Raw genomic sequence first — 24,473 nt, forward strand, 5'->3', positions numbered from 1 at the left:
GGCTCTCTTCCGGGTCACGCACGTGCGTCGCCGGCCTCGACCCGCAACGGCGCACGATCGCGAAAGTTGTATCCGGTACCGCTGGTACCGACACCCTTGAGTCTGGAACCACTGGTCGGTATTGTCAAGATTGTCTGAGACACAGATTGAACGGTTCGAAAAGGTGGACGCCATGGCGCAACGCAGCGCAGCCGACCGCAGCCCGCACGCCGGCGCCGACTACCACGGTGCCGCGACGCTCGTCGTGCGCGGCGTGGAGGTGCCGGTCCGCCTGGAGCTGCGCGGCTACCCGGAGCCGACGGACGGCGTTTACCGCTGGGTCGGCCGAGTCGAGGCCAACAACGCCCTCACCGAGATCCTCGGCGACGAACAGCGGACCGCCTGCGTGGTGCGCGCCGGCGCGGACGCCAGGCCCGCCGTCGTCGGCGACCGTGACCTGTGGGATCGGTACCGGATCATGGGCAAGAGCACCCCGCCCTATCCACTGCCGTGAGCGGCCCTGTCGACACGCCCAGGGCGATTGTGCAATAGCGAAGGAACTGTCCGACCGGCCACGACAGGGGTTTCGGTTCTGTTAGAACCGAAACGACTGAGACAGTGCCGGGAGTGGTTGGTCAGATGAAGATTTCGCCTATTTCGATGATCGGTGTCGTATTCCTCGGCGTGCTGTGCGGAGCGCCGGTCCGCGCGGTGGCCGATACCGGCTCGGCGGGAACGTCGCCCGGGGTGTTCACCGTGACCACCACCGCCGACGGTGCCGCCGCGAATCCGTTCGACGGGCAATGCCGGACCGATGCGGGCGAGTGCACGCTGCGGGCCGCGGTGCAGGCCGCGAATGTTCGCCCGGGCAGCACCATTCGAGTTCCGGAGGGCCGCTATGGGCTGACCATCCCGCCGAACTTCTGGAACACCAACGGTCCCTTCATCGACGCGGCCACCGGCGATCTCGATGTCAACGCCGACACCACGATTCAAGGCGCGGGTCAGGATCGCACCGTCATCGACGCCGGGCACCGCGATCGCGCCGTGCTGACCACGGCACACGTCTCGATCTCGGGTCTGACCATCACCGGCGGCAACGCGAGCGAGCACGAGATCCCGCTTTTCGAGACCGGCGGCGGCGGAATCGCCAACTCCGGCAAGCTGATTCTCGATCATGTGACGGTCACCGGGAACGCCGCCGACTACGGCGGCGGCATCTTCAGCATCCCGGTCGCCGACCTGAAGGCCACCGACAGCATCATCACCGCCAACGCGGCGGGCGAAGCCGGGGGAGTCCGCTGCGACAACACCTGCACCTTCACCCGCACCGAGATCACCGACAACCACGTGGTCAACCCGCGCACCAAGTGGTACCGCTTCGGCGGATTCGCCGGCCGCGGTGGCGGACTCGACATCCGCGGCGTCGGCGAGGTGGTGCTCATCGACACCGTCGTCACGGGCAACAGCGCGGACGAGGGCGGTGGCGGCATCAACATCGCCCCCGCCTATCTCGACACCTTGCCGTACCAGTTCACCGATGTGGTCAATCCCGGTATGGGGCACCTGATCCTGCGCGGTTCGACCATCGCGCAGAACACCGCCGGCCTCGGCGAACAGAACTGCAAGAAGGTGTTCGCCGTCATCATCTCCACCGGCGGCAACCTCAGCAACGACCACTCCTGCGACCTGACCGCCGCCGGCGACGAGGTCCGTCCCGACGCGGGAGCTCGCTGAAAAAATCACAACCAGAAGGAAATTCGCGATGGGTTCGTTCAACGTAGGCGACTGGATGACCGTCCTCGGCCAGGCCTTCGCCTGGGTGATGTCGATGCTGGTCGCCGGCGCCACCGCCGGATCGTCCTGATCAAGCAGTAGCCACCTCCGGCGAATCTGCCGGTTCGACCCACGGCTGTCCACGCCACAACGCGAGACTTCCGCACAACGTGTCGACCTACCCGGTTATGAAATGGCGGCGCGCAGCTTTGCCGCGAAGCTGTCGACACGCCGTTGTTGTTGTGCGGCAGCTGCTTTCGAGTGATGGATCTCGATGCTTAGGCGGCTGCCGAAGGTGCTGAGGATGCAGGTGCCGCCGCCGGGTTGCTGCGGTGCGCTCGGCGCTTCGGCGTCGATCGCCGTGGTGAGGGTGGAGCGGAAGTCATTGATATGTAAGTCTTCCGGTGTTCGCAGCTCCGGTATCCGGCCCCAGTTGGTCATGATCACCAGGCCGGGGATCGGGGCGGTGACGTTCATGGCCATGTCGGGGATGTGTAGCGGCGTCTGCTGCACGATGCCCGCGTCCAATGCGACCCGCAGCGACTCGCAGATACCGCGGGCGAGCTCGAGCAGTTCGACCGGCTCGGCCGGGGTGTAGTTGGCGAACCCGAGCAGATTGGTGCCGTCGGTCAGGCCGGCCGTCGGTGTGATCCTGGTGCGCAGATCGACCGGATAGAGGTATAGGAGTTCGGTGAGCGGCAATTCACGAATCTCGGCCTCGCTCAACAGAACTGCCGCGGAGACGAGTCCGTTGATGGTCACGCATTCCCGATGCCCGAGCTCGACCAGCGCCGCGGTCTCGGCAGCCGAAAGGCGGCACCGCGAAACCTGCGGCGCACTCTGCCAGCCGTGCTCGTCCACCACCGGGTCGACGGCAGGCGTCGATGCCGCTGGCTGCCCAGCGGGATCCGGGAAGGTCATCTTCTCGACGCCGCGTTCGGCCAGCAACTCCTCGATCGACGCCGGATACCCGCGCACCCGCCGCTCGAGCGAATGTCCGGCAACGGCATCGGTGTAGCACGACCACAGCTCGGCCAGCACCGCCAGCGAGTGGTAGGCATCGGCCACGCTGTGATGGGTCAGCAACGTCACGCTCGCGGTGTCACCGTCGCGGACCACGCACACCGCACTCAGCGCGACCCGCTGATCGAATTTCTGGTCGATCAGCAAGTGACCCGAATCATCGTCGACCACCGAGATTTCCGGCGTGGCCGTCGAGGCAACCAGAACGTGGCCGCCGTCGTCGGACGGTTCCAGCCGCCCACCGAACACCGGGTAGGCGCGCACGACCGCCGCATACGCGGCGGACAAAGCCGCCAGGTCCAATCGGCCGGACACCTCGACGGCATATCCCACATAGGCTCCGGCCCCCGCGAACATCAGTTCACTCGGGTCGAGCGGGCGGACAACAGTGGACATGGTCATGGAGCTCCCCTTCAGCTGTACCGAGTTATGCGTGCCAACCGGAGATCAAAGACCCTGCACGCACGCCGGGGCAATTGGTTATCCGGCCGCCGTCAACGATCGCCGAGGGGAGTTTCAGCCACGTCTCAGCGCGGTTTCGCGCCGCAACGCGCTAGGCGACGCCGGCCTCGCGGACCGCGTCCAGATGCGCCGCGAGCAGCCGCACCCGGCGCCGCTGTTGCACCGTGGTCTCCACCGGGTGATGGATCTCGATACTGAGCTGATCGTCGAACGTGCTGATGATGATGGTGCCGCTCGGTTGCTGCAACCGATGCCCGGCCCGGTCCGGCTTCGCGATCATCACCGTGCGAAAGTCGTTGACCCGCAACCCGTCCGGTAGTCGTGGCCGATCGATCCGGCCCCAGTTGGTGGCCAGCACGATGCCGGGAGCACGCGGCGGCGGACCGGCGGCGATGTCGGGGATGTGCAGCGGCGTCTGCTGCACGACGCCGCTCGCCAGCCCGCGGCGGAGCCCGTCGCTGATCCCGCGGGCCAGGCCGATCAGCGTCGTGCCCGCCTGCCGGGTGGGCACGAAATCGGCGAAGCCGAGGACGTTCGTCCCCTCGGTGTGCCCGATCGCCGGGGTCACCCGGTTCCGCAGGTCGACGGAGTAGGTGTAGCTGAGCTCGGTCAACGGCAGCTCGCGCAGTTCGGCCTCGGTGAGCATGATCGCGGCCGAGGCCAGTCCGTTGATCGTGGTTCCCTCGCGGTGTGCGAGCGTGGCGAGGGCGGCGGTCTCCCGCTTGGTCAGACGGCAGCGAGCCGTCAGTGGTAGTAGATACGGCGTGTCGTCCGCTACGAGCGGGGGCTCGCCGAGCGATCCGGCGAGGGCCAGGGGGCGAGTGGAGGCCGTTCCGCCGGACATCTTTTCCACGCCTCGGGCGTGCAGCAGATCCTCGACCGTGTCCGGAAACCGATGTGTCGTGTCCGCCGGCGTGCCGCCGCGGCAGATCTCGGTGTAGCCGACCCACATCTCGGCGAGCACCGCGAGCGCGTGGCACGCGTCCGCGACGCTGTGATGGATCACCAGCGTCACCCCGGTGCTGTCGCCGTCGCGGACGACGCACAGCGCGGCGAGGGCGGCGCGCTGATCCAGTCGCGCGCCGTTCAGCAACTGCTCGGGATCGCCGTCGATCACGGTGATCTCGGGTGTGCTGCCGAGCGACTCGACCAGGAGGTGCCCGTGTGCGTCGGGCTCGAGATGCGCGCCGAGCGCCGGATGCGCGCGGACCACCGCGTCGAACGCGGCGGACAGCGCGACCAGATTCAACCGACCGGACAGTCGCATCGAGTAGCCGACGAGAACCTCACTACCGGCGAAGATCTCCTCGCTCGGTGCCAACGGCCGAATGACGGTAGCCGTGGTCATGTCGACATACCCTCCACATGAGACTGCCCATCGAGGCTAGCCCGAATACCGAGCCCCGCACGGCCTTTCGGGCTCATCACCTCTGTGTGGTGTATCGCGCATACCGAACGAGCTGTTTCCGGTCGTTGCCACAACGAGACCATGCTCGGCGATCAGCCACTGACCACAGATACAGCGCAGGTAGCAGACGTTGCCGTGCGCGGACACGACCGTCGGCGACGGCCAGGAACAGGAGGGGCAGGTCAGGTCCATTGCCCCAGCCTGATGTAATGAGCTAGTGCATTTCAACCCTTACGGTGGCACGGCCGCCGAACTTGCCGTCCGGCTGGTGAACGCAGGTCCGGACGAGGATTTGCAAGAGTTACTCGCCGCCGCGGATTACAAACCGCTCGGCACGCTCGAGCCGGCGCAGGACGCGGAACTGCGCCGGTGGATCGGCGAGCTCGGCGCGGTGTTCGACGATCCGACGGTGCGGCGGCTCAACGCGTTGCTCGCGAAAACGACCAGTCAGCCCTACATCTCCACGCACGACGACCGGCTGCCGCACCTGCACTTCGCGCAGGAGACCGCACCGGTCGACGAACGGGTCAAGGCGTACACGGCGGTCGGTTTGGCCACGCTGTTCTGCGACGACCCGAATCGCATCGGACGCTGCGCCCGCGACGGCTGCGACGACGTGTTCGTCGACACCTCCCGCAATGGCAGACGCCGGTTCTGTTCGTCGCGGTGCTCGAACCGCGTGCACGTGGCCGAGCATCGGTCCCGGCGCGCGAGCTGAGCCTCAGTAGGCCTTCTCCGCCGGCACAACTCGCCCGGAATCTATTGCGGCGAGCAGCTTTTCGTAATCCAGTTCGGTCTGATCGGCGTAGGCGACGGCGAAGTCGATCATCGCGCGGTCGAAGGTGTCGCTCGAGCCGAGATACGAGGCGATGGCGACGCGATCGCCGGACCGGGCGTGCGCGCGGGCGAGGGTGAGTCCGCACAGCGCCGCGTAATCGCGCAGGTAGGACCGCGACATCTCCTCGATGGCCACCGAGCCCTTCATGTCGCGCAGCTGCCGCCAGTAGTAGTGCCGCCCGTCCGGGCCGGCCGCCCAGCCGAGGAAGATGTCGCTCGCGGCCTGGGTGAGCCGCTGCCCGTGCACGACCCGATGTCCTTGGTTGCGGAACTTGCTCGCCGCGGTGTGCGGCGCGAGTACCGACTGTTCGGCCTCCTTCACCTGCAAGAACAGCGGGCTGCCGCTCGACCGCCCGGACAGCAGGGCGATGAAGCAGCGGGTGCCGACGCTGCCGACGCCGACCACCTTGATCGCCAGATCGAGCATGTCGTGCCGGTCGAGCAGCACCCGGCGTTCCTCGGCCAGGGTGCGGCGGTAGTCGCTGAACACGCGCTGGATGGTGGCGGCGTCGAACTCGCCGATCGGGATCAGCAGCGGCGGGCGGTGCCGGATGCGGGGGACGCCGTCGGCATCCGGTTCGGTCAGCTTTTCCAGCGCTTGCAGGTTGGTGCGGGACCGCGCCTCGGCGAGGGCTTCCTCGACGCCCTTGCGGCGCTTGGGTTTCGGGGCCAGGGCGGCCAATCGGTCGGCGTCGATCTTCTCGTACCAGACGGCCAGTTCGCCGAGCCCGGCCAGCCGGAGCATCGCCTCGCGATAGGCCCGGGCCGCCGCGCCGACCGCGGTTTCGGCGTCGGTGTCGGCGAAGCCGTTGGCCCGGGCGGCCACCGCGATGCTGGCCGCGAGTCGCTTGACGTCCCATTCGAACGGGCCGGGCAGGGTCTCGTCGAAATCGTTCAGGTCGAACACGAGCGCGCGTTCGGGCGAGGCGAACAGGCCGAAGTTGGACAGATGCGCGTCACCGCACAACTGGACGGTCAGTCCCGTATTGGGCGAGGCGGCCAAATCGGCGGCCATGATCGCGGGCGCGCCGCGCAGGAACGGGAACTGACCCGCGGCCATCCGCGCGTATCGGATGGGCACCAGCTCGGGCACCCGGGTCTTGGCCTGACGTTCGAGAATGGCGATCGGGTCCGCGCGGTCGGCCGGCGGCTCCCACCCGCCCAGCGACCGCCGTCCGACTCGCTTGCGCGCCCGGCGGCCCTGTTCGGCCGCGCCGCGTTCCACGATCGCCAAGGTGTCCGTCATCGGGTCAGTTTGTCATCCGTTGGCAATCGGCGGGCAAATCTGGTCCGAGTGTCGCCCGCGCCACCAGGACACGAAGGCGAGGACGCCCAGGACCAGCATCGCGAGGGTGATCGCCGCGCGCAGCGGGCCGAGCGGAACGACCGCGACGTTCAGGTCGTAGAGGACGTGAGCCGCGATGAACGGCCAGATCAGCTGGACACGGAGGTACGCGTAGCGCAGCAGCGTGCACCAGACCACGATCATGAGCAGCGCGGCGGGGCCGTAGTAGAGATGGAACGGAAGGCGCAGCGCCATGAGCACCGCCAATTGCGCGGGCCAGGACCAGCGCAGCCGCAGCATGACGGCCATCGGCAAGGCGAGCAGCATGGTCTCCTCGACCAATCCGGCGCGCGCACTCCAGGCCACGCCGTCCCACGCGGACATGGCGCCGAGCGGGCTGCCGTCGGTGCTGGTGACCCAGTCGGGGAAGAAGCCGAGGCCGAACAGGCCGAGCCACATAGTGAGGTAGCCAGCGCCCATCGCGCCGAAGAAGCCGGCGCGGGTAGGCAGACCTGCGCGTAGGCCGAGTTCGGCGGTGGTCAGGCCCAGCCATCGATGGGCGGCCCAGAGCGCGAGTGCGGCGAAGGGGAAGGCGGTCCAGCCCGCGATGCGGTAGGCGTCGGCCGGGAAGCCGGTCCAGTCGGGGTCGGTTCGGGTGACCAGCAAGACGACGGCGACGACGGTGGGTGCGCCGAAGGTCAGGACGAACGCGGCGATTTGCAGAATCCAGGCTTTGACCGCCCAGGATTTGTCGGTAGTCGAAATTTCAACGGAATGTGAAGTCATTGCGCCTTTCTGGTGGCGAGCGTTGTGGCCGACCGGAAATTAGCATAAGAATTTCGCATGACCGCATCGGCAAGTCTTTCGTCGGTGAAGATGCTCGATTGTTATGTAACGCCGGGCTATGTCATTTGTGTTGGGGGATGGCATAACTCACATCTCGTGACATTCATCATTGGGGCCAGGGTTGGGCTGATGGTCGCGAGTCGATGAAAGCATTTGCTGTGCAGCATGATTCGGCCGGACGGCGGTCGGGTCCGTGCTGCCTGTTCCGATCGATATCCACAGATTCTCCGCGATTCCGCGGGAATGAATCCAAGGATTCTCTCAGCAATCGTTGCTTTGCTGTGGCCGGCGGTTCGTGCCGGACGCCTTCTCGAAACAGAAGACTACGGAGGATTTTTCGCATGGCTGACAAATTGACTACTCGCAATACGAAGCGGCACATCCTGACCGCTGTCGCCGCCGCGGTGGCGGTGGGTCCGGCGGCGCTGATCGCCGTTCCCGCGTCCGCCGAACCGTCGACTCGGACCGTCCGCACCGCAACCGCCCTCGAGGACGACCGCTACGGCAAGTCAGGTTATGACGCGTCCGGTTACGACCGTGACGGGTACGACCGATTGGGCTTCGATCGTCGCGGCTTCAACAAAGCGGGCCGCGATCGCGCCGGTTACGACCGCGCCGGTTTCGACACCTCCGGCTACGACCGCAAGGGATTCGACCGAGCCGGCCGGGACCGCGGCGGCTACAACAATTCCGGTTACGACAGTAAGGGTTTCGACAAGTCCGGTCGGGATCGCGCCGGTTACGACCGCGACGGCTTCGACCGTTTCGGCTATGACCGCAACGGGTTCAACAGCTTCGGGCGCGACCGCTCCGGTTATGACCGAAACGGTTATGACCGCGCGGGATTCGACCGCTACGGGTTCAATCGCAGTGGCGTCGACCGCAGCGGCAACCTCCGTGGCGGCAATATTCAACCGCCGCAGCAGAATCCGCCGCAGCAGGCGCCCGCGCCCGCCGCGCCGCTGCCCGAGCCGGTCGAGCAATTCCTGCGCCAACTGCCGCCGCCGATCGAGCAGGTAGTGCGGCCGCCGGTCGAGGCGGTCTTCCGGCTGCTCCCGCGCTGACCGGATCCGGCACCGCGACATCGCGTTCGGCAATTCGGACGCGTCGAGCGGTTGCGCATCGGCGGACGGTGATCAACAGTGGTGTCCAACGGTGTAGTGACGGGAGGCCGACATGGACCACGCGGACGTGGTTGTCGTCGGTGCCGGATATGCGGGACTGTCCGCGGCGCGGGCATTGCGGGCGGCCGGACGCGAGATCGTCGTGCTCGAGGCGGCGGGGCGGGTCGGCGGGCGCGCATTGACCGATCGGATCGGCGACGACTGGGCCGTCGACCTCGGCGCCCAGTGGATCTCCGGTGGTCACACCCGGTTTGCCGCGTTGGCGCAGGAGTACGGCGCCGAAACGTACGCGGCCCCCTCGGACGGGGTGAATCTGCTGGTCGAAGGCGCGGTCCGGCGGCCGTTCACCGGTGCCCGCCCGCCGCTGCCGCCGCTCGTGCTCGTCGTTCTCGCGCAGGCCATGTGGCGGATCGAGCGGCTGGCCGCGCGCATCGACCTCGCCCGGCCGTGGGCCACCCCGGGCGCGGATCGGCTCGACGCGATGACCGCGGCGACCTGGCTGCGCCGCAGCCTGCCCGAGCGCCGGGCCAGGCATCTCGCCGAGGTGATGATCGGTGAGGAGTTGTGCGTCGACGTCGGCAGCGTCTCGATGCTGGCGCTGCTCACCACCATTCGGGCCGCGGGCGGTGTCGAGGCGGGCGTGACGGCCGAGACGGTCACCCGGTTGTTCGTCGACGGTGCCGACGGACCGGCCCGCTCGATCGCCGCCGAATTGGGCGACACACTGCGCTCGAACGCTCCGGTCACCGCGATTCGGCAAGTGGCGGAAGGTCTTTCGGTGCGCGGCGAATTCGGTGAGGTGCGCGCCGCACAGGTGATCGTCGCGCTGCCGCCCGCGCTGGCCGGCCGGATCGCCTACGACCCGCCGCTGCCCGCCGCCCGCGATCATCTGACGCAGCGGATGCCGATGGGATCGGTGTTGAAGGCGTTCGCCGTCTATGACCGGCCGTTCTGGCGGGATGACCGACTAACCGGGCAGGCGTTGAACCTGCACGATCCGGTGCCGGTCACCTTCGACGCCACCCGCCCCGGCGGACCGGGCTGCCTCGGCGCGCTCGTGCCGGGCCGCGCGGCCCATCGGCTGGCGGCGCTGTCCGCCGACGAACGCCGGGCCATGATCATCGGCTCGCTCGTTCGCGCCTTCGGCTATTCGGCGCGCGATCCGATCGACTTCCGCGAGAAGGTCTGGGCCGATGATCCCTACACCCGCGGCGGTTACGGGGCGTTTTTCCCGCCGGGTGTGCTGACCAGTATCGGTTCGGCGCTGCGTCAGCCGATCGGTGCGATTCATTGGGCGGGGAGTGAAACCGCCACGGAATGGACGGGTTATATCGAGGGGGCCATCCGATCCGGGGAACGAGCGGCTGCCGAGGTGCTGGCGAATTATCGCGTGGCCGCAGTCGGGTAATCCTTCGAAACTGGTGCTGGCCTGCGGTTTCCGGTGTTCGTGTGCGGTGCTAAATCAATAACTGGTCATGTGTCCAGTTTGAGATTTGAATCATAGACCGAATAAGAAAGCGCGTATACAACCGTTTACGGTTCCCTGACGCGCAGTGGCTTTCTTGAAGCAAAAAGTGCCGGTTGACCTCGGTGAATGGTCAATGGTGATCTCCGTTATGTTGACTGAGATTCCGCCGTGCGCGAACCATGGACCGCATGGCACATCTGGCAAATGTTCAGCAAAGGCTGGTGCGGCTGAGCCGTACCTTCCCGGCCGCGCTGCTGGTGTTGTGCACAGTGCTGGCCGGCGGATGGTTCGCCGGACCCGGCGCGGCGGCCGCGGACCCGGACATCTCCGGTTGCACCACGGATTCGTCGGTTCCCAACGAACTGACGATCACGTGTGACCCCGGCGCCGGCGTCGGCGAGCACGCCTTCATCCGCTGCCGCGACCTGCTCGGCCTGCCCCACACCCATATCGGCACCGCCATCGGCACCGATGGCGGATGGTCCAGGGCCAATTGCGCCCCGGCCGAAACCGGTCCGGTCTGACCCGGGCGGGGCTTTTGACCCCGATATCGCCTTCCGCGCCGGAGCCCGCGAACTCTCGACTACAGGGCCGTGTGCGCATCGTCGACCAGCACGTCCATCGGACGGGTTCACGGAGAGGCTCCATAATGCGTGTAGTCACCAAGGAACGTCAGCGCGAAACCAAAGCATCGGCCAAGCACCGTAAGAGCGTCGAGAAGTCCCGGCGCGGGATGTATGCCGCGGCCACCTTCGCCTCGATGGCGACCGCCATGATCGGCGCGGGTCATGCCTCCGCCGACATCGATCTGCCGCCGCCGCCCGCCGATCTGAACGGCATGTTGTCCGGCGCGGGCGATGTCGCGGGACAGGTGCTCGACCCCGGCCAGCAGGACGCGCTGAACAACGCGCTCGGTGCGGCGAGCGCGGCAAGTGCGGGCACACCGTTCGGCGATCAGGTGAACTCGGCGATCGACACCTATCGTGCGGGTGGCGCGCCGCCGTCGCCGGAGTCCTGGTTCGGTGGTTCCGGTGCGGGTGGTCAAAGTGCCCCCGGTGCGGTTGCCACCGAGGTGGCAGGCCGCGTTCCCGCTCCCGTCGCTGATCTCGCGGCTACCGTCGCGCAAATCGCGGGGTCGGGGATGCAGCTCGATCAGCTCGCCACCTGGGCAAACAAGACTTTTCCCGATGGTCCGATGCGTGGGCCGGTCAACGATCTGCTTGCGTTCGTCGAGCAGGCCACCGAGTTGGCCGGTACCCGGCGCAGTGGCACCACCCCGGCCATCGATGACCTGATCGATCAGGCGCGCACGCTGTTCGGGTTCCCCAAGGATGGACCCGATCCGGTCAAGGGGCTGCGTGATCTGCTGACTCCGGCTGTGGGACAGCAGGATCCGGTGGCGCAACAGTTGCCGCCCGGACTGCTCGCGATTGCCGCGCCCGTGATCGGCTTGTTCGCGCCGCAGTTGGCTGGCGCGGGGCCGGTGCTCGCGTTCCTCGCACCGCTGCTGGCGCTCGCTTCGAATCCGGTTGCCGGGATCGGCGCGGTCTTCACCCAGATTCGTGAGGCGGTGCGCGGATTGGTCTCCGACGCCAGGCATCCGGCGGCGTTGCCGCTGCTCGCGATTCCGGTGATCGCGGTGCTCGCCATCGTGCCGTTGTTGTTCGCGGGCGGGATCGGCGTGGCTGCGGTACTGGCCCTCGGCGCGGTGGTGCTCGGTGCGATCGTGTTGGCGCCGTTGGTGATCGGTGCGCTGATCGTCGGCGGACTCATCCTCGCGGTGCTGGCGATCCCGGTGCTGATCGTGCTCGCGGTGATCGCGATTCCGGTGCTGCTCATCGCGATCCCGGTGGCCATCGTCGCGTTCTCGGTGCTGGCGCCGGTCATCCTGGTCGGTGGGATCGCCGCGATCGCGGTGGCCATCGTCGGCGGAATCGCCCTTGCCGTACTGGCATTGGCGGGCGGGTTGGTGCTGAGCATCGTCGGCTTCGCGGTGCTGACCGTGGCTGCGCTGCTGGCCACCCTGTTCGTGCCGATTCTCGGGCTGCTGGTCGCGCCGCTGCTGTTCACCGGTGCGCTCGCGTTCCTCGTGGTCAGCCTCGTCGCCACGGCCGTGGCCTTCTTCGGGGTGCTCGGTGTGGCCGGACTTGCCACTGCCGCACTGTTTGCCGGCGTCGGGCTGCTGTCGCTGCTGACTCCGTTCGGGCTCATCGCCGTTCCGATCCTGATCGCGCTCGCGGCCGTCGCCCTGGTGGCGTTCGGCGCGGTCGGGCTGGCGGGTGGCGTGATCCTGGCCGTGGTGGCGCTGGCCGGACTGCTGGTGCTCTCGGTGGCGGGTGGCGCCGCGGTGACCGTGCTGCTCGCGCTCGCGGTGGTGGCGACCGCCGTTCAGCTTGTCGCCGCTGCCGTGTTCTGGGCCGGATTGTCCGCTGCGGGAATCGTTTTCGCCGCGCTCGGGGCGGTCGGTGTCGCGCTCGCGGTGGTCGGTGGTCTGCTCGCCACCATCGCGTTGGTGTTCGCCGTGCCGGTCCTCGGGCCGCTGCTGGCTCCGCTACTCTTCATCGGTCTCGTCGCCATTCCGGCGGCGATCGGGCTCGCGGTGTTGTTCGGCGGGTTCGGCTTGATCGCGTTCTCGGTGTTCGCCCTGACCGGGACGGCTCTGCTGGCGATCGCCGCACTGGCCTCGGCGACGCTGCTCGCGACGCTGGTGTTCATGGTCACCATGCCGTACGCGATCCCGATCATTCTCGTTGCCGCGCTGGCTTTTTCGATCATCGCCGGGGCCGGGATCGGCGTGGTCGCGGCGGCGTTCACGGTGGTGACCTGGCTCGGCGGTGGTGCGATCGTCCTCGGCCTGCTCGCCTTCGCGCTCGCTGTCGTGGCGACGGTGTTCGCCGGTGGGCTGGTCGTCTCGGTGCTGACGTTCGCGATGCTCGCCCTCACCGCGCTCGCGCTGATCGTGATCAATCCGCCGTTGGCGCTGATCGCGCTGCCGCTGCTGTTCGGCGGGGTGCTGCTCGGCACGTTGGCGACCATCGGCACCGTCGCCGTGGTCAGCACGCTGCTGGGCGGGTTTGTCGCGGCGCTCGGGCTCGGCCTGGTCGCCTCGTGGGTGTTCTTCGGTGTGCTGGCGCTCGGCGTCTTCGTGGCCGCGTCCGCCCTGTTCCCGCCGCTGCTGCTGATATCGGTGCCGCTCGCGGCCGCGGCCTTCGCGGTCATGGCGGTGCTCGCCCTCGCGACGCTCGCCGTCGGCGGCGTGGGCCTCGGCGCAATCCTGTTGGCGGGCGGGCTGATTGCGGCCGTGCTCGCCGTGGCGGCGGTGATCGCGACCGCCGCGGTCGGGATCGTCGGGTTCGTGCTCGCCGCGGTCCTCACGCTGCCCTTCCTGATCTTCGGACCGTTCGCTGTGGTGGTGTCGACGGCGCTGTCGCCGTTTATCGCCCTTGCGCTGCTAGCGGTTTGGTCGCCGATCCTGGTGGCGGGCCTGGCGGTTGCGGCGCTGGGCGTCGGCATCGGCCTGTTCGGTTTGATCGGTCTGCCGGTGCTAGCGGCGATCATCGGCGTCTCGGTGGTGGCGATCACGACGGCACTCGCGGTCACACTGGTCCTCGGCAGCCTGCTCATCGACTTCGCCACGCTCGGCCTCGCCGCCGCAGTACTCGCGCCGCTGGTGGCACTGGCCGGACTCGGCGCGCTGGCACTGCTCGCACTGCCGGTTCTCGCGCTGCTGGCCGCGCCGGTGCTCGGCCTCGCCGCACTCGGTGTGCTCGCGGCGGTCGCACTGCCGGTGCTGGCCCTGCTCGCGTTGCCGATCCTCGGCCTGGCCGCGCTGGGTGCGCTCGCCTTGGTCGCACTGCCGGTGCTGGCCGTGGTTGCGTTGCCGGTCCTCGGCTTGGCCGCGCTCGGTGCGCTTGCCGCCGTGGCGATTCCGGTGATCGCAGTGCTCGCGCTACCGGTCCTCGCACTCCTCGCCTTGGTGGCGATACCGCTACTAGCGCTGGCCGGCTTGGCCGCTCTGGGCGCCACTTTCGTGGCCGGCGCGGTCGCCGGCGCAACTGCCCTCGCAGTGGCCGTCCTGGGTGCCCTCGCACTCGGCGCTCCACTGGCCCTATTGGTGATCGTGCCGCTGCTGGCTCTCGCCGCAGCCGGCGCCCTCGCCCTCCTCGCACTGCCGGTCCTGCTGATCGGCGGAGCACTGGCCGCGGTGGTCGGCGTACCACTCGCCGCACTGGGCGCACTGGCCCTGCTCGCCCTGCCGGTCGTACTGATCGGTGGAGCGCTAGTCGGCCTGGCCGCCTTGATCGGCGTACCCCTGGCCGCAGTGGGCGCGATTGCGCTACTTGCCATTCCAGTCCTGCTGGTCGGTGGCGCCCTGGCCGCCCTCGTCGGCATCCCACTAGCCGCCCTCGCCCTCCCGGTCCTTCTGGCCGGCGGTGCCCTGGCTGCTCTCGTCGGCGTCCCGGTGCTACTGGTCGGCGGCGGACTAGCCGCCCTCGCCGCCGCCTTCATCGCCGTGAAACTACTGATCTGCCTACCCCTGACCCTCGGAGCGCTTGCGCTGCTTGCCCTTCCGGTGCTCCTGGCCGGTGGCGCGTTGGCTGGACTGGTCGCGCTGGTCGGAATCCCGTTGGCCGCGGTCGGTGCGCTTGCGTTGCTTGCCCTTCCGGTCTTGTTGATCGGCGGTGTGTTGGCGGGTCTCGCTGCGCTGGTGGGTATCCCGTTGGCTGCGGTGGGCGCGCTCGCGCTGCTGGCCCTTCCGGTGCTGTTGGCCGGTGGAGCGTTGGCTGCGGTGATTGGGGTGCCGCTGGCGGCGCTGGGGTTGTTCGCGCTGATCGAGATTCCGAAGCTGCTGATCGGGTGGGCGTTGGCTGCGGGGGCTGCGACGCTGCTGGCGCCGTTTGCTGCGATCGGTGTGGCGGCGTTGGTTGCCGCGCCGCTGGTCGGGCTTGCGGGTCTTATCGGTGCACCGTTGGCCGCGTTGGGGGCTGCGGCTGCGGCGGCGCTTGCGCTGGCGGTGGCCGTGCTGCTGACGCCGGGGGCTCGGGTCGGGATCATCTCGGGTATTCGGGCGGCGCTGGATCGCAATGGGCCGCTGGGTGCTTCGGGTGGTGGGGCGGCCGCGGCCGGCACGCAGTTCCTCGACGACATCCCGGACGATCCGACCCTGGAGCAACTGGCGGCCTCATTGCAGCAGCTGCTTGCTCCGCTCCCCAGCCAACCCGCGCCCGCGCCGGTCGCGTTCGCCGACCTGCCCTACACCGGAAAGGGGGCTGCCGAAGCGGTGGCGCACGATCGCGCCTCGCGACTCGTCAGCGTTTCGCTGTGACGAATCCTGCACTGTGTCAAGCCATCTAGCGAAGGAGTTCAGACATGACGCACACCACGGAGACCCTGCACCTCGAGTACCTCTACGGCCCGCAGTGGCAGGACGCGATCCGGATCATCGAGCGGTCCGGCCAATTGACCGCCGAGGAACGGGAAAAGCTGAACGCCGCGGCGAAGAAGCTGATGCAGGACAAGGTTTCGGCCCTGTCCAACGGCTCCGGCCTGGAAGGCGGGCTCGGCAGCCTGCTCGCCGGGCTCGGCATGGGCGCGAATGCCCAGTCGGTAGCGGCACATCCGCTGAATATCGCCACCGCGACCGCCAAGGCGTTCGGGCGCTCCCGCAACGTGCAGGTGGCCGGCCTGATCGCCGGTCAGGCCGTGTCCCCGAACGCGGCGACCAGCCCCGGCGACCTCAGCGGCCTGCTGGAATCGTTCGGCTCGATCGGCGCGGTGACCGTGGTCGGTCAGGCCGTCACCGCCGCGGTCCTGAGCGACCTGGTCGGCCAGGGCGAATTCACCAAGGCCGTCTACGACGAGCTGATGCAGCCATGGAGCAGCAATATCGACGTGTAGTCCACGACGAGCCCGAAAGGGGTTGGCACCATGTTCGATTCGCGAAACATCGGTTCCGGTGGCGTGGCCACCGACACGCTCGGTGGTCTGCTCGACGTCCGTTCGGCCCCCATCGCGTTCGGCTACTACGAACGCAATGAGGTCGCCGTCGCGCGCGGCGTCGAGTGGAATACCCGGTCCCGCACCGCCCCGATCGGGTGGTGGAACCGGCACCAGCACGTGCAGGCCGGCTTCGGCATGGCGATGGTGCTGACCCTCGCCTTCGTGCCCGCCGTGCAGAACGCGATCCTCACGGTGCTGACCCATGCCGGGTAACGCGGGCGGGCGGCCGTCACGCCGGGGGGCCTCCCTCGGCGTGACGGCCATGGCCGTGCTGGCCGCCGCTCTGCTCAGCGCGTGTTCGAGCGGCGGGTCGACCGACGGCCTGCGCGACCGCGTCGCCAACGCGGACACCGCGGACTGCGCGCTCGGCGGCCAAGCCGTGGCGGGCCTGCGCGACACCTTCCGTCAACTGTCCGAACAACTCGACGGGCTCGGCCCGGCCGCCACCCGCGGCGACGTCAACGACGTGAAAACCCGCGTCACCCAGGGCATGTGGCTGTCCAACCAGGTCTCGAACACGATCAACCCGGTGGTCGACCGGATGGCCTCCCCGCTCATCGGCAGCGCCTACCGCGACGTCGCCACGGCCGGCGGTCAACTACACAACTCGCTGTCCGACTTCGCCGCCGTCCTCGACAACGGCAACCCGGCCCAGTCGGTCGCCGACTCGGTCACCGCTGCCCTGACGTCCCTCAACGGCTCGATGGACCGTATGCGCCGCACCTGCCCCAGCGTCTTCGCCGAACCGAAGGGCCCGCAATACGGTCCGCCGCTGAGCGCTCGCTGAATCAGCCTCCGGTCGAACGCCTTTCGAACAGCCGATCCCGGGCGACCGACAGCGCGCGCGATACCGCGCCGGTGAGGACCCCGTCGTCGCCGAGCGTGCTGGCGACGATGCGCGGATGCAGCGGCCCGAGTTCGGCCATCCGCCGCGCGATCGCCTCGCCGAGCAGATCGAGGTTGTTGCCGATACCGCCGCTCAGCACAACGAGTTCCGGGTCGAGAATCGCGGCGACCGCGGTGATGAGCGCGCCGATCCGCCGTCCCTCGGACTCGACCACCGCCAGCGCCCGCGGGTCACCCGCGGCCGCCGCGCCGAAGATCTCCTTGGCGGAAGCACCTGGCAGACCGGCTTGTTCGGCCGCCCGGGCGACTCCGCCCGCCGCGGCGACGGTTTCGGTCATGCCGCGCTCGCGGGCATCGAGTGGGGGAGCGTCGACCTCGGTGGCGGGCAGGAATGAAACCTCGCCCGCCGCACCGGTATTGCCGACATACAGCTCACCGTTGATCACGATGCCCATGCCGACACCGGTGCCGATCGAGATGAGCACGAAGTTGCGCACCCCCGCGCCCGCACCGAAGGTGAGTTCGCCGACGGCGGCGAGGTTGATGTCGTTCTCGATGGTCGACTCGACCTCGAGCGCGTCCCGCAGCTGCCCGACCAGCCCGGCGCGCCCCCAGCCCGGCAGGTTCTGCGCGTAGTCGAGGCGCCCGGTGCCGGGATTGAGCACGCCGGGACTGCCGATGACCGCATAGTGCACATCCGACCAGTCGACGCCCGCCTCCTCGGCGACCTCGTCGGCCAGCGCGCGCACCCGCCGCACCAGATCGGCGGCCGAACGCGCGGAGTTGCGCACATCGCGGCGCCCGATGAAGTCGCCGCGCAGGTCGGCGATGGCGAGCCGAATCCAGTTGCGGCCGATGTCGATGCCCGACACCACACCGGCGCGCACGTTCACGTCGTAGAGTGCGGTGGTCGGTCCCGGCCGTCCGCTGAGCGACCCGACCAACTGCACCAGCCCGGCGTGTTCGAGTCCCGAAAGCGCCGCCGACACTGTCGGTTTCGACAATCCGCTGGCCTTGGCCAGCTCACCGCGCGAGGCCGGCCCGCTGAGCCGCAGGTAGTCGAGCAGCAGCCGCTCGTTCATCGTCCGAAGGAGCTGGGGATTGCCGACCCGACTCATCAATCCTCCTGCTCGTACCACTGGACACCTTGGTGTTAGTAAACTACCTTTCTTACCAACGCTCAACCGGGCGCTCTCACTCTCCTCTCGGCACGGTGACCTCATGCGTCGAATTCAGCTCCTCACCGCGGCGGCGGCCGCACTCGTCCTGGCGGCAGGCTGTAGCTCCGGCGACAGCACCAAAGACGCGAAATCGGGCAGCGACTCCCCGACGATCGCGCTGCTGCTCCCAGAATCCAAGACCACCCGTTACGAAGCCTTCGACCGCCCGCTGTTCGAGGCGAAGGTCAAGCAGCTCTGCGGCAACTGCAAGGTGCTCTACTTCAACGCCGATCAAGACGCGGCGAAGCAGCAGGGCCAGTTCGAATCCGCGCTCACCCAGGGCGCCGACGTCATGGTCTTCGACGCGGTCAACGCGGATGCCGTTGCGCCGCAGGTGAACACGGCGCGGCAGAAGAAGATCCCGGTGGTCGCCTACGACCGGCTGATCTCCGGCATCAGCTACGAGTACTACGTGTCCTTCGACAATGTGAAGGTCGGCAAGGTGCAGGGCGAGGCGCTGCTCGCCGAGCTGACCAAGCGCGGCACCGCCGACAAGGGCCAGCTGGTGGTGATCAACGGCTCGCCGACCGATCCCAGCGCTGGCGACTACAAGAAGGGCGCGCACGAGGCGCTCGACGGCAAGGTGAAGATCGGGCGCGAATTCGACACTCCCGATTGGTCGCCGGACAAGGCGCAGCAGCAGATGGAACAGGCCATTACCGCGCTCGGCAAGGACGCGATCGTCGGCGTGTACTCGGCCAACGACGGCATGGCCGGCGGCGCGATCGCGGCGCTCAAGCGGGCCGGTTACGCGACGCTGCCGCCGCTGACCGGGCAGGACGCGGAACTCGCAGGTGTGCAACGGATCCTGACCGGCGAACAGACCATGACCATCTACCTGGACTACCGCGCCCAGGCGGAGAAGGCGGCCGAGCTGGCCGTCGCCTTGGCGAAGGGCGAAAAGCCCACGGCCCCGGCCAAAACCAACAACGGCGCGACCGACATCCCGTCGTACCTGCTCGACGCCATCGCGGTCGGCAAGGACAACATCAAGGACACCATCGTCAAGGACGGCCTATACACCGTCGCCGACATCTGCACGCCCGATGTGGCCGCAGCCTGCCAGGCCGCAGGTATCAAATGACAGCTCCCACAACGGTTCTCTCGGCCCGCGGCCTGACCAAGCGCTACGGCGCGGTGCAGGCGCTGGCGGGTGCGGATCTCGAGGTGCACGCCGGCGAAGTGGTCGCCCTGGTCGGTGACAACGGCGCGGGCAAATCGACCCTGGTGAAGGCGATTTCGGGGGTGACCGTGGCCGACGAGGGCGAGATCGTCTTCGCCGGCGAGCCGGTCCGCATCACCCGCCCGCAGGACGCGCAGGCGCTCGGCATCACCACCGTGTTCCAGGATCTCGCGTTGTGCGACAACCTCGACGTCGTCGCCAACCTGCATCTCGGCGCGGAGACCAGCATTTGCAGTGTGCTCGACGAGATCGAAATGGAGCGCAGCGCACGAGATCTGCTCGCCTCGCTGGACGTGAAGATCAAGGACGTGCGCGCACCGGTCTCCGCGCTGTCCGGCGGGCAACGGCAATCGGTCGCCATCGCGCGGGCGCTGCTCGGTCGGCCGCGGATGGTGATCCTGGACGAACCGACCGCGGCACTCGGCGTCGAACAGACCGCGCAGGTGCTCGCGTTGATCGGGCGATTGCGCGAGCGCGGCCTGGGCGTGCTGTTGATTTCGCACAACCTGGTCGACGTGCGTTCGGTCAGCGACCGCGTGGTGGTCTTGCGGCTCGGCCGCAACGCAGGTGAGTTCGAGACCGCCAAAGCGACTCAAGAAGATATCGTGGCAGCGATCACGGGAGCAGCTGCATGAGTGACGTAGTTATGAAAAGGCCGGTCTGGCAGGGAAATCAAGGGCGCGGATTGGCCGATGCCGCCATGGATCGGCTACGTCGCGGCGAAGTCGGATCGGTGCCGGTGGCGATCGGCCTGGTCATCATCGGCGCGGTGTTCTACCACCTCAACGCCCATTTCCTGTCCGCGGAGAACCTGACCAACCTGGCCTTGCAGATGGCCGCGACCGGCACCATCGCGCTCGGCATCGTGCTGGTGCTGCTGCTCGGCGAGATCGATCTGTCGGCCGGTTCGGTCAGCGGCCTGACCGCCGTGGTGATGACGCTGCTCTATGTGCGGCACGGCTGGAACGTCATCCTCGCCGTGCTGGCCGCCATCGCGGTCGGCGCCGCGATCGGTCTGCTGCACGGGCTGATGCGGACGATGCTGAGCATGCCGTCGTTCGTCGTCACGCTGGCCGGGTTGATCGGCTGGCAGGGCTTGATGCTGTATCTGCTCGGCAAGGAAGGCACGGTCAACCTGCCGTTCGACCGCGGCATCGCGACCATCAGCGATACCTGGCTGCCCGCCTTGCTCGGCTGGCTACTGGTGGTGCTGCTCGCCGGCGGACACCTGGTCGCGAGTCTGATCACCCGGCATCAGCGGGTGCACGCGGGTCTCGACGCGACCGCCCCGGTCTGGATCGTGGCGCGCTCCGGCGGGCTCGGCATCCTGCTGGCCATCACGGTCATCGTGCTGAATTCCGATCGCGGCGTTCCGCTGACCCTGGTGATCTTCGGCGGATTGGTCCTCGGCCTCGACCTGATCCTGCGGCGAACGGTGTTCGGCCGCCGCATGTACGCGGTCGGCGGCAATGCGGAGGCGGCGCGCCGGGCCGGCATCAACGTCACCTGGATTCGGATCAGTGCCTTCGTCGGCTGCTCCGCGCTGGCCACCATCGGCGGCATCCTCGCGGCGTCGCGCCTGGTCGCGGTCAATCAGAGTTCCGGCGGCAGCGACATCCTGCTCAACGCGATCGCCGCGGCGGTGATCGGCGGGACCAGCCTGTTCGGCGGACGCGGCCGCGCGTATGCCGCATTGCTGGGAATTCTTGTCATCCAATCGATTACGAATGGCATGCTGTTGTTGAACGTGGACTCCTCGGTGCGCTTCATGGTCACCGGTGCCGTGCTCGCGATCTCGGTCGCCATCGACTCGGTCGCGCGGCGCGGAGCCGAGGGAGCGCGCTGAGTTATGGGGGGATCTTGCGATCGCCCCTAGGAGGGCGCCTGGGCGCGGCAGGGTTGTCCCGCGTCCAGGTGGTCCCTTCGCTGCGCTGTGGCCCAGCGAACATCCAGTAACAGACCTGGGCATATGACCGACACGGTGGGGGAGTTGTGAATGAGTTCGGAGCCGTGTGGGTCGGGGTTTTTGGAGTGTGTTCGTGGATCGCAGATCGACGTGGAGGTTTCGAGCTAGGGCGATAGTCGTGGCGGCTTCGCTGTGCCTCGGTGTCGGCACCGCGGCCGGCGCGCAGGCGCAGGCCCCGGCCTCGCCGAGCACGGCATGGGTCGATACGCCCGCCGCGCCCGATGGGTCCGTCATCGCGCGGGTCGAGGAGCCCGACGGGCGCAATATCCGGATCTGGGTGCGGTCGGCGGCGATGGATGGGGCCACCTTCCCGGTCGATATTCAGCGGCCCGCCGATACCTCGCAGGCCCGGCCGACGCTGTACCTGCTGAACGGTGCGGGCGGCGGTGTCGACGACGCCAGCTGGCAGTTGCGCACCAATGTCCTGGACTTCCTGTCCGACAAGGACATCAATGTGGTGCAGATAGTCGGCGGGCAGTTCAGCTACTACACGGACTGGATCAACTACGACCCGGTGCTCGGCCCGAACAAGTGGAAGACCTACCTCACCGAGGAACTGCCGCCGCTGATCGATGCCGCACTGGGCACGACCAAGGTGAACGCGATCGCCGGGCTCTCGATGGCGGGCACCTCGGTGCTGGCGCTGTCGATCGCCAAGCCGGAGCTGTATCGCAGCGTCGCCTCCTACAGCGGTTGCGCGCAGACCAGCGACCCGATCGGCCAGGCCTTCGTCCAGATGACGGTGGAACGGGGCGGCGGCACCATCGACAACATGTGGGGCCCGCCCGGCGATCCGCTCTGGGCGGCCAACGACCCGCTGGTGCACGCGGACAAGCTGCGCGGCGTGAACCTGTTCGTCTCCAGTGGCAGTGGACTACCCGGCGCGCACGACACCTTGGACGGGCCGTTCCAGATCAAGCCCGGCGTTTCGCAGTGGGCCGATCAGCTGGTGGTCGGCGGCGCGATCGAGGCGGGCATCCGGGCCTGCTCGGCCAATCTGCAATACCGGCTCGACCAGCTCGGCATCCCGGCCACCTTCGACTTCACCCCGACCGGCACGCACTCGTGGGGCTACTGGCAGGACGCGTTCGTGGCGTCCTGGCCGGTGCTCGCGAAGGGTCTCTTCAGCTGACCGCCCGCCGACCGCAGGCCTGTGATCCACGTCATTCGACGTAGTAGGCTGCGGTCGGCATAGGGTGGGCTAAGGTGGGTAAACAGATGCAGATATGCGCATACGTGGCGGTGATGAAAGCGGGCGGCTAATGGGACATGAACACGAGCACGGACACGGCCATGGGAACGGCGGCCACGGGCACTCGCACGGAGTGTCCGGCGATGCCGATCGCCGCTGGCTGACCGTCGCGCTGGCGCTGATCGGCGGGTTCATGCTGATCGAGGTCGTGATCGGCCTGCTGGCCAATTCGCTGGCCCTGCTCTCGGACGCGGCGCACATGCTGACCGACGCGGCGTCGATCGTGCTGGCGCTCACCGCGATCCGGTTGGCCGCTCGTCCCGCGCGCGGCAAATACACCTACGGCTTCAAGCGAGCCGAGATCCTGTCCGCGCAGGCCAACGGCATCACCCTGCTCGTGCTGGCCGGCTGGTTGACCTACGAGGCGATTCGAAGGCTGCTCGATCCGCCGGAGGTGACCGGTGGGCTGGTGGTCGCCACCGCGATCGTCGGCATCGTGGTGAATGTGGCCGCGGCCTGGGCGATCAGCAAGGCGAACCGCTCCAGCCTGAACGTCGAAGGCGCGTTCCAGCACGTGCTCAACGACCTGTACGGCTTCATCGCGACCGCCGTCGCCGGCGTCGTCGTGCTGCTCACCGGATTCGCCCGCGCCGACGCGATCGCCACCCTGGTCGTCGTCGCGCTGATGGTGAAGGCCGGCCTCGGCCTGGTCCGCGAATCCGGCCGTATCTTCCTCGAGGCCGCCCCGGCCGGCGTGGACCCCGACGCCCTCGGCCGTCGCCTGGTCGAGATGCCCGGCATCGACGAGGTGCACGACCTGCACGTCTGGCAGATCACCTCCGGCAACGTCGCGCTGTCCGCCCACGTGCTCGTCCAACCGGGCGCCGACTGCCACGGCCTGCGCCAGCAGATCGAACGCCTCCTCGACCACGACTACGAAATCACCCACACCACCTTGCAAGTCGACCACTCCCAATTGGTCTCCGCCGCCACCGGCCCCAGCGCCGACCGCCTACTCCCGGTCCTCGAAGAACACTGCGACGAGTCCCACGGCCCCGTCCACCGCGAGCGCCCCGAGGTCGGCCACACCCACTAGGTGGCGTGCGCTGGCTCCCACACGGCGAAGGTGCACACCCTTTCGAAAAGCCGCACACCCTGTATAGAGGGTGTGCGGCTCACGTAAAGGGTGTGCAGCCGATGGATCGCCCCGTTGGGCGCCGGTGTTGCCTGGATAGTGGTGTCTCGCAACGTAAGCACAGCCAGATGACCACGCTGGAACATGCACGTTGCGTGACCGACTGCGGAGGTAGGTCGGGTACGGCAGGCGACGCGCCCAGCACTACTCACGAGAAAACGTGGGAAAGGTCTTCAGAACTATCGTCCAGCTCTCACCGGGGATCTTTCGCTTGGAGCAGGTGCACTGTTTCGGGGGGTACGCCTAGAGACTTCCCGGGGGTGACCTGTCGAGTGAAAACTGAAGACCTACCACGGTTTTCCCTGGAGTAGTGCTGGGCGCGTCAGGTGGGGTACCCGACCTACCTCCGCAGTCAGGTGCGCGGTGTCGTGTTCCGGCGTGGTCATCTGGCTGTGGTTGCGTTACAAGCGCTTTGGACAAGAAGGGGTTGGTTGGTGGTGGCTTCGACGGTCGTCGGTGGTGGTTCCGATGGTGGTTTCTGGCGGGTCCCAAGCGCCCAGAATGGCTGCCGGGCCGCCCTCTGGTCGGGCTCGCCGAAGATCCGCACTCTTTCTCGGGGTCCGCACCGAGAATAGGGCCCTAAAGCTGGTGCGTATCCCTAGTTAGGGTGCGGATTGTGCGCGGAACCCTAGTGGGGGTGCGGGTTTGCTGTTTACGTGGTGA

Annotated in this window: 20 protein-coding genes; 15 read left to right on the forward strand and 5 right to left on the reverse strand. The window is 68.0% G+C overall.

Going from position 1 to position 24,473, the window contains the following annotated elements:
• The first annotated feature begins 172 nt into the window (after positions 1-172).
• Together AB0M22_RS37045 and AB0M22_RS37050 are read left to right on the forward strand one after the other, a co-directional pair.
• Positions 173-493, forward strand: a complete 321-nt coding sequence (locus AB0M22_RS37045) for a DUF4873 domain-containing protein (RefSeq protein ID WP_364736879.1) — start codon at positions 173-175, stop codon at positions 491-493.
• A gap of 125 nt (positions 494-618) precedes the next feature.
• Entirely contained in the window at positions 619-1,716 is a 1,098-nt protein-coding gene (locus AB0M22_RS37050; RefSeq protein WP_364736881.1) for a CSLREA domain-containing protein, read from the forward strand.
• 225 nt (positions 1,717-1,941) lie between these two features.
• On the opposite strand, the gene AB0M22_RS37055 is transcribed toward AB0M22_RS37050, so the two are convergent.
• Positions 1,942-3,180: a hypothetical protein gene (locus AB0M22_RS37055; RefSeq protein ID WP_364736883.1), complete on the reverse strand. Its 1,239-nt coding sequence runs from the start codon at positions 3,178-3,180 to the stop codon at positions 1,942-1,944.
• A 151-nt stretch (positions 3,181-3,331) separates the two neighbouring features.
• Positions 3,332-4,588, reverse strand: a complete 1,257-nt coding sequence (locus AB0M22_RS37060) for a hypothetical protein (RefSeq protein WP_364736885.1) — start codon at positions 4,586-4,588, stop codon at positions 3,332-3,334.
• A 277-nt stretch (positions 4,589-4,865) separates the two neighbouring features.
• Here AB0M22_RS37060 and AB0M22_RS37065 point away from each other — a divergent pair, with 277 nt between their 5' ends.
• Positions 4,866-5,366: a CGNR zinc finger domain-containing protein gene (locus tag AB0M22_RS37065; protein WP_364736887.1), complete on the forward strand. Its 501-nt coding sequence runs from the start codon at positions 4,866-4,868 to the stop codon at positions 5,364-5,366.
• A 3-nt stretch (positions 5,367-5,369) separates the two neighbouring features.
• Here the strand turns inward: AB0M22_RS37065 and AB0M22_RS37070 are convergent, their stop codons facing one another.
• Together AB0M22_RS37070 and AB0M22_RS37075 are read right to left on the reverse strand one after the other, a co-directional pair.
• Entirely contained in the window at positions 5,370-6,731 is a 1,362-nt protein-coding gene (locus AB0M22_RS37070; RefSeq protein WP_364736889.1) for a DUF2252 domain-containing protein, read from the reverse strand.
• Positions 6,732-6,743: 12 nt separating this feature from the next.
• Positions 6,744-7,556, reverse strand: a complete 813-nt coding sequence (locus AB0M22_RS37075; protein WP_364736891.1) for a CPBP family glutamic-type intramembrane protease — start codon at positions 7,554-7,556, stop codon at positions 6,744-6,746.
• Positions 7,557-7,957: 401 nt separating this feature from the next.
• Between AB0M22_RS37075 and AB0M22_RS37080 the strand changes: the two genes are divergently transcribed.
• From AB0M22_RS37080 to AB0M22_RS37110, 7 genes are all read left to right on the forward strand, one after another.
• Complete coding sequence (locus tag AB0M22_RS37080; RefSeq protein WP_364736893.1) at positions 7,958-8,680, forward strand: hypothetical protein; 723 nt, start codon at positions 7,958-7,960, stop codon at positions 8,678-8,680.
• A 112-nt stretch (positions 8,681-8,792) separates the two neighbouring features.
• Positions 8,793-10,148, forward strand: a complete 1,356-nt coding sequence (locus tag AB0M22_RS37085; RefSeq protein ID WP_364736895.1) for an FAD-dependent oxidoreductase — start codon at positions 8,793-8,795, stop codon at positions 10,146-10,148.
• Positions 10,149-10,396: 248 nt separating this feature from the next.
• Positions 10,397-10,732 carry a hypothetical protein gene (locus tag AB0M22_RS37090; protein WP_364736897.1) on the forward strand — a complete coding sequence of 112 codons (336 nt, stop codon included), beginning with the start codon at positions 10,397-10,399 and terminating at the stop codon, positions 10,730-10,732.
• Positions 10,733-10,857: 125 nt separating this feature from the next.
• Positions 10,858-15,534: an MFS transporter gene (locus AB0M22_RS37095; protein WP_364736899.1), complete on the forward strand. Its 4,677-nt coding sequence runs from the start codon at positions 10,858-10,860 to the stop codon at positions 15,532-15,534.
• 44 nt (positions 15,535-15,578) lie between these two features.
• Positions 15,579-16,106: a hypothetical protein gene (locus tag AB0M22_RS37100; RefSeq protein ID WP_364736901.1), complete on the forward strand. Its 528-nt coding sequence runs from the start codon at positions 15,579-15,581 to the stop codon at positions 16,104-16,106.
• A 30-nt stretch (positions 16,107-16,136) separates the two neighbouring features.
• The gene (locus AB0M22_RS37105; RefSeq protein WP_364736903.1) at positions 16,137-16,421 is read left to right on the forward strand and encodes a hypothetical protein; all 285 of its coding nucleotides are present in this window, start codon (positions 16,137-16,139) and stop codon (positions 16,419-16,421) included.
• Positions 16,411-16,995, forward strand: coding sequence for a hypothetical protein (locus tag AB0M22_RS37110; RefSeq protein ID WP_364736905.1), 585 nt, complete (start codon positions 16,411-16,413; stop codon positions 16,993-16,995). Before AB0M22_RS37105 ends, AB0M22_RS37110 begins: the two co-directional genes overlap by 11 nt.
• 1 nt (position 16,996) lies before the next feature.
• On the opposite strand, the gene AB0M22_RS37115 is transcribed toward AB0M22_RS37110, so the two are convergent.
• Positions 16,997-18,172: an ROK family transcriptional regulator gene (locus AB0M22_RS37115; RefSeq protein WP_364736907.1), complete on the reverse strand. Its 1,176-nt coding sequence runs from the start codon at positions 18,170-18,172 to the stop codon at positions 16,997-16,999.
• A 103-nt stretch (positions 18,173-18,275) separates the two neighbouring features.
• On the opposite strand from AB0M22_RS37115, the gene AB0M22_RS37120 reads away from it, so the two are divergent.
• From AB0M22_RS37120 to AB0M22_RS37140, 5 genes are all read left to right on the forward strand, one after another.
• Positions 18,276-19,358, forward strand: a complete 1,083-nt coding sequence (locus AB0M22_RS37120; protein ID WP_364736909.1) for a sugar ABC transporter substrate-binding protein — start codon at positions 18,276-18,278, stop codon at positions 19,356-19,358.
• Entirely contained in the window at positions 19,355-20,092 is a 738-nt protein-coding gene (locus tag AB0M22_RS37125; RefSeq protein ID WP_364736911.1) for an ATP-binding cassette domain-containing protein, read from the forward strand. Before AB0M22_RS37120 ends, AB0M22_RS37125 begins: the two co-directional genes overlap by 4 nt.
• Positions 20,089-21,303, forward strand: coding sequence for a sugar ABC transporter permease (locus tag AB0M22_RS37130; RefSeq protein WP_364736913.1), 1,215 nt, complete (start codon positions 20,089-20,091; stop codon positions 21,301-21,303). Before AB0M22_RS37125 ends, AB0M22_RS37130 begins: the two co-directional genes overlap by 4 nt.
• Before the next feature lie 352 nt (positions 21,304-21,655).
• Complete coding sequence (locus AB0M22_RS37135; RefSeq protein ID WP_364737132.1) at positions 21,656-22,555, forward strand: alpha/beta hydrolase family protein; 900 nt, start codon at positions 21,656-21,658, stop codon at positions 22,553-22,555.
• A gap of 130 nt (positions 22,556-22,685) precedes the next feature.
• The gene (locus AB0M22_RS37140; protein ID WP_364736915.1) at positions 22,686-23,711 is read left to right on the forward strand and encodes a cation diffusion facilitator family transporter; all 1,026 of its coding nucleotides are present in this window, start codon (positions 22,686-22,688) and stop codon (positions 23,709-23,711) included.
• The last annotated feature ends 762 nt before the right edge of the window (positions 23,712-24,473 follow it).

This window comes from Nocardia sp. NPDC051756 (genome assembly GCF_040681495.1).
In the GTDB taxonomy this organism is placed as follows: Bacteria; Actinomycetota; Actinomycetes; order Mycobacteriales; family Mycobacteriaceae; genus Nocardia.